Raw genomic sequence first — 9445 nt, 5'->3', positions numbered from 1 at the left:
GACGCTGTCCACCTGCTCTGCTGTCAGGTCGCCCGGTTGGGCGGGATCCCCGCTCTTGACGAACTGGGGAGCGTAGCTGAGGCCCACCAAAACCGAAGGCAAGAAGGTAAACCCCACCTCTTCGGCAGCAGCGCGGGGGTGAACCGGCTTGGGGAAAGTCTCAGGGTGGAAAGCGGGGGCATGGGCACAAGGGATCCGCAACTCCCGCACCACCAGGTGGCTGATCAGGGCTTCGACGCCGGCCAGGGGATCCACCCCCCTTCCCTGCTCGTACTGGCTGAAGTCCAAGTCATCCGGAAAGCGGGCCACCACGGCAATGGCCTCTGCCCCCAGGCGAACCAGCTCCTGGGCAGTCTCCAAGAGAGCATCAGGCTGGGCCAGGGATCCCTGGCTGGCTCCTGAGGGGGAGAAGCCGACGGAAACGCCCAAGGGTTGGCGGGTCAAGCGCCAGGGGCCAATGTTGAGCCCCAAGGTGGCCTGAGCAGCCTGCATCACCTGCAGGTGGCGTTGTTGCAGATCGGGGGGGATCCCGGCATCCAGCACCACCCCAACACAGTTTTGGCGCACTGGCCGCAAATTCCACACCCCCGCACAGAACTGATCCAGGCCGTACCCTTCCACGTACAACACGTTCCCCATCGGCCAAAACAAACTGGCTCCGTTTAACACGTTGGGATGGGTAATGACCCGCTCTGCGGCTGCTGCCAGGGTGCGGGCAACAGGCAGGGCATCCCCGGCAAAACCACCGATGCGGGCACCAATGCCGGTGGGGATGAGCAGGAGGCTGGTGTAGGGATGGCTCATGCTGCTATGTCTACAGCACTCTATGCTGCTACACGCGAACGGGAACCGCACCGCTAACGCCGGACGGACAGGATCTGCTGGGCTAGGGCCTCGGCCCGCCGCACACAATCTCCCAAGGCCACGCCATCCAGGTAGTTGGCACACACCCACACCCCTGGGGTTTGGTCGGCCAGGCTGGCCTGCAATTGGGCAATCCGCTGCCGGTGGCCAAGCGTATATTGCGGGATAGCCTGGGGCCACAGGCGCTCTCCCAGGCGGATGGGTTCGACAGGGCGGGTGAGCAGGATCTGGCTGAGTTCTGCATGCACAATTTGGGCCCGCTCGTCAGGGGAGAGCGCCGTAATGGGCGGGATCCCTTTCTGGCGGGCAAAAGCCGCATCGGTAGCTCCCCCGATGAAGCTGATCAGGCAGTGATAGCCCTGAGGAGCCCGCTCTGGGAAGAGGGAGGAGGCCCAGATGGTGCCCAGGGTGCGCAGGCCCTGAGAGCGAGGGATCAGATGGCCAAACCCTCGCAGCGGTTGGGGGAGGGCTTCTTCTGGATAGGCCAAAGCCACCACCGCCACAGGCGGGTAGGGGATTTCCCTCAGCAGCCGGCTGGCCTGGGGGTTGAGATCCTGCAGGAGGGTGGCAGCAGCGTAGGCAGGGAGGGTGAGCACCACCTGTTGAGCCGCCACCCAGTGGATTTCTTCTGGGGCCGTGTGCTCTGCACCGCTGTCGTGTATGACGAAGCCCACCCGGTAGCCCGTCTCATCCCGCTTGAGATGCACAGCCCGCCAGCCCAGCCGCAGCGCACTGCCCAGTTTCTGGGCAATCGCCTCAGGTAGCTGCTGCAACCCCTGCCGCAGGTTACCCAGTTGGCCCCGCTTGGGAGGAGGTTGGATAGGGGAGTTGCCGCTGTCCTGGTGACGGGTTCGCGGGAGCGTCGCGTAGCGATAACGGCTGCGCAAAGCCTGCACAGCACCGGCAAAGAGGCTGCCGTAGCGTTCTTCCAAGCCGGCAATGCGGGGGAAGGCTGCCAAGGCGCTGAGCTGATCCGGATCCCCGGCATACACCCCTGAGGTGAAAGGTTCGACCAGCCGCTCTACCACCTCGGATCCCAGCTGCCGCCGGAAGAATTGCCGCACCGTTTCCTCTCCGCCTGGCGGCGGCGCAACAAACCCCAACAAGCCGCGCAAGGCCCGCAACTTGCCGCCCACGCTCAACAGCCGCGAGCCAATGGCTGCAGAAGGGCTCAGGGGCACCGGCAGCAGCGCTTTCTCCCAGTAAACGTAGCGGGGCAGCTTGGCATCGGCCAGCACCAGGTGCTCCGCCAAGCCCACCTCGGCAATGAGGTTAAGCAGGGCGGGGACGGGGGTAAAGCTGTTGGGGCCCTCTTCCCAGCGATAGCTGTCTTTGGATTGGGTGGAGATACAGCCCCCCACGCGGGAGCTGGCCTCGGCCAGGAGCAGCGGCTGGGTGGATTCATCCTTGGGGGATAAGCCCTGTTGTAATCGCAAGGCCAACGTTAGGCCGCTGATGCCCGCCCCCACCACCACCACCTCAGCCTGCAAGGACTGCGTCCTACCAAAGTGCTCCGCACCGCTATCGCGAACGCGAACAGAAGGGTTCATCTTTTGGGTTCCAACGGGTTTTCCGATCCTCTAAGGGTCAAACAAATGTGCTCTGCGCCGCTCGCGGGTCTACGCAGCTAGCGCAGCACCCGAAATAGGCTGGGGATCCCGGCTACCTGGGGCAGTTGTTGGATCTCGGCCAGCGCCTGCCGGCAGTCGGCCTCCCGGACGGTGTGGGTGAGAATCACAATCTCCGCCTGCTCTTGGTGACATTCCTTTTGGGTAATGCTCTCCAGGCTAACCCGGTGGCGACCGAAGCAGGTGCCAATCGCCCCCATTACCCCCGGCTGATCCTGAGCCAACACCCGCACGTAAAACTCCGACTCCAATTCCGAGAGAGGGATCAAAGAGGCGGCAGCGGGGAAGCAGGAGAATCCCCACAGCGGATTGGGGGCATCAGCCCCCGTTTGCCGGTGGGCAATCAGGGTCAGCAGATCGCCAACAACGGCACTGGCAGTCGGCCCCCGCCCCGCCCCCGGCCCCGACAGCACCACCTGCCCCAAAGGATCCCCCTGCACCAGGACGGCATTGTCCACACCGTTGATGTTGGCCAAGGGGTGGGTAGAGGGCAGAAGGGTGGGGTGAACCCGGATATCCAAAGCCATCTTCGCTGCCTCCCCGCCAGAGTTGGCCCTTTGGGCGATGGCCAAGAGCTTGAAGGTGTAGCCCCACTCGCGGGCATAGCGAATGTCGGTGGGGCTGATGCCGCGGATCCCTTCGCAGGGGATGGCTTCCCGCTTCACAGACACCCCGAAAGCAAGGCTGGCCAAAATGGCGATCTTGTCGGCGGCATCCCACCCTTCCACATCGGCGCTGGGATCCGCTTCGGCATAGCCGTGGGCCTGGGCCAGGGCCAGGGCTTCCTCAAACGAGCTGGCCGCCTGGGTCATCTGGCTGAGGATGAAGTTGGTGGTGCCGTTCACAATGCCCCAGACCGCCTGGATGTGGCTGGCCTGCAGGGACTGTTGCAAGGGCTGCAGAATCGGGATCCCGCCCCCGACTGCCGCTTCCAAGAGCACCGAGACTTTGGCTTGGGCTGCCGCCTGAAAGATCTCCTCCCCGTGGCGGGCGATCACCGCTTTGTTGGCTGTGATCACCGGTTTGCCGTGGTCAAGGGCTTTTAAGATCAAGGTGCGGGCCGGCTCCAAGCCCCCCATCAGCTCGATGACCACGTCGATTTCCGGATCCGACACGATTTGCTCCAGATTGGTGGTCAGGCGCTCAGGCGGGATCCGCACTTGCCGTGGCTTGTCCAAAGAGCGCACCCCCACCGCCGCAATCTCAACCGACTGCAAGAGAGGATGCCGGGGTTGCTGCAGAATTTGCACAACACCCGTGCCAACCGTGCCCAGCCCCAATAGCCCAACTCGTTCGCGGTAGCGGCGCATAGCGCTTTAGACCACAACTCTTCCTTTTGCCTGCTGTTCCCGTTAGCGGGACGGAGTCCTTTGCCCTGTGAGGGCTCCGCCTCGCCAATGCAAACAGGAAGCGGACGGGATCCCCTCACCATTATCACGCTTGGATCCACGCTCTGCTAACGCGACCATGATCCGCATGCAGAGCACTTTGTTCGCGCTAGCGGGACGGCGTCCTTAGTTGGGATCTATACACTTGTCCGCCAGAGAATCCCGCAAGGCACGGACAAAGTGATAGGGGGGCAAAGGGGCGCTCCAATCCAGTTGCCAATGGGGGTGCTGAGCCAGCCAGGTTTGGGTGAGCTGAAGGGCGGCTTCCCACTCGGCAGGGGTGAGCAAAAAGTAGAGCCGCAAGGCTTCTCCTGGCTGGGGATCCCCCCTTTGCACAGGCCAGGTGGAAGGCCAAAGCTGCTGTAGGGCTTGCTGCTCCTGCTCTTGCTGCTCTTGGGCTTGTCGTTGCTGGAGATAAGCTTGCTTGCGGGCCAACAGATAGGCCGTCCCGCTCAGGGAGGACTGTGGCTCCGGTTGGGGCTGAGGTCGAACCCTTCCTTTGAGACAGTACTCGGCCCGCCCCCCAATGGCTGCCAGGGCTTGTTCGTACTCTGTCTGCCGGGACAGCAGATGGGATCCCAGCTTTTCTGCTGAGAGGAAGCAGGTGCCGAAGCGCAGGGGCAGCACCGGCATCTGGGCGAACAGCCGGCAGATCACCTGATCGTGGCGCAGGGCAGAGCGCACCAACACCTCATCCGAGACTTGCAGCGACTCCGGATCCGGCATCGGCTCCACAGCAGCGGCAATTCGGCTGCCTGCCGGGGAGAACACCTGCACCGACCGATGGATCCCCTCGGTTTGCCGGATGAAGGGCAAAAGTTCTGGAGCTGGCTGCGGGAAGAAGGCGTAGGTGTAAAGGGGGCTGTTGATACTCTGCTCATTCCCGTCAGCAGTACGGAGCACTTGGGGTTCTGGCTGAGCTGGGAAGGTCATGGTCTCGGATTTAAGACGAGTAGGTAAGACGGGTAGGCTCGCCTTCCCAGTCTACGCAACCTAGGATTGGGATCTTTGAAACCTACAGGGTTCCACCTATAGAGTTCCACGGCCAGAGTTCCACGGCCAGCCTGGAGATGCGATAGACTAACCTCGCATCGGTTCTGCACAGGCTGGGGTGTCTGGGGCCGGAACAGGGCCTGTTTTTAGGCAGGCTCCCCACCCCAACCCCCCCAACAGGTGAGGCCATGACCAGCCGCCCAGATTTCCAACCCTTCGAAAAAGAAGAAACCGAACGGTTGCGGGATCTGCTCCCCGCTTCTTTCCGACCCTTGATCACCATTGTTCCCCACTTCGGGGGCGAAGCCCTGCTCATCTCCCGCCGCAAAGCCCCTTGGCAGCCCCAGGGCACCATCGCCATCGATTTTCGCCGTTGGCAAGGGATCCCTCAGCCGCAGCGGGATCTGTTGTTTCTGCGGGAGGTGGGCTGGCTGGACAATCGCAACTGGCTGCAGCCGGGGTTTTACCAGTCGCTGGCCTTGTTCGGGGGCATCACCACCGTGGCGGAGCTCTCTTTGCAGCACCCCTTTTCCGCTCTGTTGGCAGGTGGCATTACAGCTCTCTCCGTCCGGCAGATCTGGCAAAACCTGAACCGGGAGAGCGCCCATTTCGACGCCGATGAATTTGCCCTGCGCCGTGCCCAGTTCCGCGGCTACACCCGACAGGAGGCCGCTCAACACCTGGCAGATGCCATAGAACAGGTTCTGAAGCTGGATCCCACCGTTCGCGACAGCGGCGAAGCATCTATCCTGACGGCGCTACGGCTGCAACGGCTGAGAACCATTGCCCGCAACCTGGCTTCTACCCCCCCCAGCGGAAACGCCTGGTCGCGTTAGCGGGACGGAGTCCTTGGCCAGTTGCACTTGGGTGATGGCCACCCGACCGGAGAAGCAGATGTCGGTATCGGTTTGGGGATCCCGAGCGCGCTCCGCATAGCGGCCCTGATAGCGAAACCACAGCGACTCTGCCCCATTTCCCTCGGCTTCCACCGCATAATCGAGCGGCAGGGGTTGGGTGCAGAGGGGACAATAGACCCGCTCCGGCAGAGGGGATCCGGCGGGCAAGTGAGGCAGGTTCACATTCCAAAACGCCCCCCTGGGCAGGGGTTGTTCCATCAGCTCCGCCAAGATTTCCCGCGTCCACCGCTGGGCTTGCTCCCAGTCGATGGGTTGGCCCCCTGCTCGGTATTGGGAAATGGCAATTCCCGGGATCCCGCGCATCGCTGCTTCCCGTACCGCCGCCACCGTTCCCGACAGATACACATCCGATCCAAGATTTCCCCCCTCGTTGATACCGGAAAGCACCCAATCCACCGCTGGGGCCAGCTTGAATAGGGCCACCCGCACACAGTCGGCAGGGGATCCCTCGACGGCAAAGGTGCGCTCGCCGCGGGCCAAGGCTCGAAAAGGTCGCCCCGTCGTCACCTGGTGGCTGCAGCCGGAAATCGGTTGGTGGGGGGCCACAATCCAACAGTGTTCTTCCGGGATGAGGGCGCTGAGGGCCAACTTGAGATTGGCCAGCCCGGCAGCCTCGATGCCGTCATCGTTGGTCAGCAATACCTTCATTCCTACTTTTCCCTTCTGCCGGCAACTTCTTGGGTGAGTTCTTTTGCAAGTCCCAGTGGCAAATCTGGAGATCTTGGGTGCAAAGGCGATGTGGATCCCGTTCTTCTTCTACCCTATCCATAGGGGGTAGCGTCTCCCATGCCGCGTCCCTCGACCCACGGTATGAACTGACACTGGAGGATTGCGATGACCACACGGGTAGCCATCAACGGATTTGGTCGCATTGGGCGGGCCTTCTTGCGGGTGCTGCTGTCTCAGCCAGCTCGGGAGCTGGAGGTGGTAGCAGTCAATGACCTGACCGAACCCGACAACTTGGCCTATCTGCTCCAGTTCGACTCGGCCTATGGGCGCCTGCCCCAAACCGTGAGCGCGGTGGACGGGCATCTGCAAATCGGCAACCACCTGAAAGTCCGGGTTTTGGCAGAGCGGGATCCGGCGCAACTGCCCTGGAAAGATCTGGGGGTTGACCTGGTGGTGGAATCGACCGGCTTGTTCACCAAACGAGAGGGGGCGGCCAAACACCTGGAAGCCGGGGCCAAAAAGGTGATCATCTCTGCTCCCGCCAAAGGCCCCGACTTGACGGTGGTGATGGGGGTCAACGACGACCAATACGACCCGGAGCGGCATCACATCGTCTCCAATGCTTCCTGCACCACCAATTGCTTGGCGCCGCTGGCTAAGGTCTTGTTGGATCGCTTCGGCATCGAGACCGGCTTTCTCACCACTTGCCATGCCTATACCGCCACTCAGGCAATTGTGGATCGCCCGGATCCCAAAGATTATCGGCGGGGCCGCTCAGCAGCAGTGTCGATTGTGCCTTCCACCACCGGGGCCGCCACGGCAGTGGCCGAGGTTTTGCCCGCCCTGAGAGGGAAGATGGATGGCCTGGCGCTGCGGGTGCCCACCTTGACCGGCTCGATTGTGGACTTTGTGGTGCGTACCGAGCAGCCCATCACCAAAGAAGCCGTCAACCAAGCCTTTATCGAGGCTGCAGAAGGCCCGCTGCGCGGCATCCTGGCCATTGCTCCACCGGAGATCGTCTCGGCGGATATCGTCGGGGATCCCCACTCTTCCATTGTGGATTTGGGATCCACCCTGACCTTAGGGGATCGCACAGTAAAGGTACTCTCCTGGTACGACAACGAGTACGGCTATGCCGCGCGGCTGGTGGATCTGGCGGCCAAAATCGGGGCTGCGCTGTAGGCAACCATCCCCGTTGCGTTCAAGGCAAGGCTACCGTCAGCAGCGAAGAAAGCAGGGCAGAGATAACGGGCTGCTCATTCGCCACCATGGGGTGGAAAGGCCAACGGTAGACACAGACGGCTGGAGGGGCAGCTACGGTTCAGAGGCTTCCCCTTTTGCAGCCGTGGCCAGGGCTGCAGTCGATGAAGGGGGGCCAAGCCACAGTAGGATCACCATTGCCGGAGCAGCTGTCATCGCTGTAATCAAATAAAACAAAGGCCAATTGACCGCAGCCGCCAAATAGCCTGACACAGCCCCGGCCAAGGTTCCCCCCACGGCAAATACACTGGTGAGCAAAGCATACTGGGTGGCACTAAATTGCCGATCGCAAAGGCTCATCAAAAAAGCCAGAAAAGCAGCCGTGCCCATGCCCCCAGCCATGTTGTCGAAAACGGTTGCCCCCACCAGCAGCGGATAGTTTTGCCCCACCAACCCAATCGCTCCCAGGCCCAAATTGCCGATCCCTTGCAAGGCTGCGAAAATGAACAGACAGCGGTAGGTGCCGATGCGGCTGACCCACTCCCCCCCCACAAAAGCCCCAGCCAAGGTGGCCAACAAGCCTATCCAACTGCGGATAATGCCCAGATCGCTGGTGCTAAACCCCGTCTGCAACAAAAATGTGGGGGTCATTTGCCCTGCCAAGCTATCCGGCAACTTGAAGCAGACCACAAACAGCAGGATCGCCCAGGCCAAGCGGTGCCGCCAAAAAGATTGAAACGGCTCGATGATGGCCGACCGCAAAGAGGTAGGCTTGAGGGCGCTGTCTTCCGGCTCAGGGGCCAAAAACGAGGTAATCAACCCGATCAACATCAGCAGCGCCATGATCCCGTACACCTGCCACCAGGGCAAATAGTCCGCCAAGATCAAGCTCACGCCACTGCTGACCAACAGCGCGATGCGGTAGCCGAATACGAAAATGGCTACCCCTGCCCCCATCTCCCGCTCCGCCAAGATATCGGTACGGTAAGCGTCCACCGCGATGTCCTGAGAGGCGCTCAAAAAAGCCACCAGCAACCCCACCAGAAAGATCGGGCGGGTGAAAACTGTGATGCCCGGCCAAGTCTGGGACAGCTCTTCCCATCCCAAGGCTTCCAGCCAGGTTTGGGTCGGATCCTGAAAACCCAGTAGCCCTATGCTGAGCAGCAACAGCACCTGGGTCAGGGCCATCCACCCCCGCCGCCGACTGCCCCGCAGGGATCCCGGTGCCGGCAACAGAAATCGATCCAGAACAGGCGACCACAAGAACTTAAAGGAGTAGGGCAAATTGAGCAGGTTAAACAAGCCGATGGCAATGGTGGTCAAGCCCGCTTGGGTCAGCCAAGCATTCAAGGTGGTGTTGATCAGCAGCAGCGGCAAACCCGAAGAAAACCCCAACAGCAGCAGAACGCCCATCTTAGAGCTGCCGTAGACGCCCAACATCCGCCTCAAGACGCTTGCCCCCGCCTCAATCATGACTAGCCCTCCCCGCCATCCTGTCTATTTTCAGGGATCCCTGTATTGCCAGTATGGTCATTTCAATTAAACTAGGGCACTGCACCCACACCTAAAACTCTGAGTGCAGCAGGCTATAGGGCTTTTCAAGGACTCCGTCCCGCTGGCGCGATCAGCAGCCCAGGCGTCTCACCTTAACCTGAAATGACCATAACATCCCAGTGAAACTCCCCATTGCGTAGCTCCCCTCTCTCAAGGGGAGAGCATGACTCTAGTCAATAATAAGCTCAACTATACTGAAAATAATGTATAATATGTTCAGTACGGATTACTA

General features: G+C 61.3%; 8 protein-coding genes. 2 read left to right on the top strand and 6 right to left on the bottom strand.

Annotated elements, in window-relative coordinates:
* From NW828_RS13065 to NW828_RS13050, 4 genes are all read right to left on the bottom strand, one after another.
* A partial coding sequence (locus NW828_RS13065) for a DUF3326 domain-containing protein (protein ID WP_414384313.1) occupies positions 1-804 on the bottom strand: 804 nt, incomplete at its 3' end.
* A gap of 53 nt (positions 805-857) precedes the next feature.
* Positions 858-2414 carry a protoporphyrinogen oxidase gene (gene hemG, locus NW828_RS13060; RefSeq protein ID WP_414384311.1) on the bottom strand — a complete coding sequence of 519 codons (1557 nt, stop codon included), beginning with the start codon at positions 2412-2414 and terminating at the stop codon, positions 858-860.
* Between the two features lie 77 nt (positions 2415-2491).
* On the bottom strand, positions 2492-3802 hold the full coding sequence (locus tag NW828_RS13055) for a homoserine dehydrogenase (protein WP_011433040.1): 1311 nt from the start codon (positions 3800-3802) through the stop codon (positions 2492-2494).
* Positions 3803-4006: 204 nt separating this feature from the next.
* The gene (locus NW828_RS13050; protein ID WP_414384309.1) at positions 4007-4813 is read right to left on the bottom strand and encodes a GvpL/GvpF family gas vesicle protein; all 807 of its coding nucleotides are present in this window, start codon (positions 4811-4813) and stop codon (positions 4007-4009) included.
* A gap of 248 nt (positions 4814-5061) precedes the next feature.
* Between NW828_RS13050 and NW828_RS13045 the strand changes: the two genes are divergently transcribed.
* Positions 5062-5709, top strand: coding sequence for a DUF3318 domain-containing protein (locus NW828_RS13045; protein WP_414384307.1), 648 nt, complete (start codon positions 5062-5064; stop codon positions 5707-5709).
* Here the strand turns inward: NW828_RS13045 and surE are convergent.
* Positions 5632-6438, bottom strand: a complete 807-nt coding sequence (surE, locus tag NW828_RS13040; protein ID WP_414374912.1) for a 5'/3'-nucleotidase SurE — start codon at positions 6436-6438, stop codon at positions 5632-5634. The genes NW828_RS13045 and surE overlap by 78 nt on opposite strands.
* A gap of 186 nt (positions 6439-6624) precedes the next feature.
* On the opposite strand from surE, the gene gap reads away from it, so the two are divergent.
* The gene (gene gap, locus NW828_RS13035; protein ID WP_414384305.1) at positions 6625-7641 is read left to right on the top strand and encodes a type I glyceraldehyde-3-phosphate dehydrogenase; all 1017 of its coding nucleotides are present in this window, start codon (positions 6625-6627) and stop codon (positions 7639-7641) included.
* Between the two features lie 132 nt (positions 7642-7773).
* Here gap and NW828_RS13030 read toward each other — a convergent pair whose 3' ends face one another.
* Complete coding sequence (locus NW828_RS13030) at positions 7774-9072, bottom strand: AmpG family muropeptide MFS transporter (protein WP_414384303.1); 1299 nt, start codon at positions 9070-9072, stop codon at positions 7774-7776.
* Between the last annotated feature and the right edge of the window lie 373 nt (positions 9073-9445).

Origin of the sequence: Synechococcus sp. W55.2, from assembly GCF_047461635.1 — a bacterium.
Lineage (GTDB): Bacteria > Cyanobacteriota > Cyanobacteriia > Thermostichales > Thermostichaceae > Thermostichus.
The sequence above is the reverse complement of the archived record's forward strand: the minus strand, read 5'-3'. Positions and strand labels throughout refer to the sequence as shown.

Coding starts and splice junctions, on each gene's coding strand:
- hemG (WP_414384311.1), bottom strand. CDS start 2,414: ATGAACCCTTCTGTTCGCGTTCGCGATAGCGGTGCGGAGCACTTTGGT.
- NW828_RS13055 (WP_011433040.1), bottom strand. CDS start 3,802: ATGCGCCGCTACCGCGAACGAGTTGGGCTATTGGGGCTGGGCACGGTT.
- NW828_RS13050 (WP_414384309.1), bottom strand. CDS start 4,813: ATGACCTTCCCAGCTCAGCCAGAACCCCAAGTGCTCCGTACTGCTGAC.
- NW828_RS13045 (WP_414384307.1), top strand. CDS start 5,062: ATGACCAGCCGCCCAGATTTCCAACCCTTCGAAAAAGAAGAAACCGAA.
- surE (WP_414374912.1), bottom strand. CDS start 6,438: ATGAAGGTATTGCTGACCAACGATGACGGCATCGAGGCTGCCGGGCTG.
- gap (WP_414384305.1), top strand. CDS start 6,625: ATGACCACACGGGTAGCCATCAACGGATTTGGTCGCATTGGGCGGGCC.
- NW828_RS13030 (WP_414384303.1), bottom strand. CDS start 9,072: ATGGGCGTTCTGCTGCTGTTGGGGTTTTCTTCGGGTTTGCCGCTGCTG.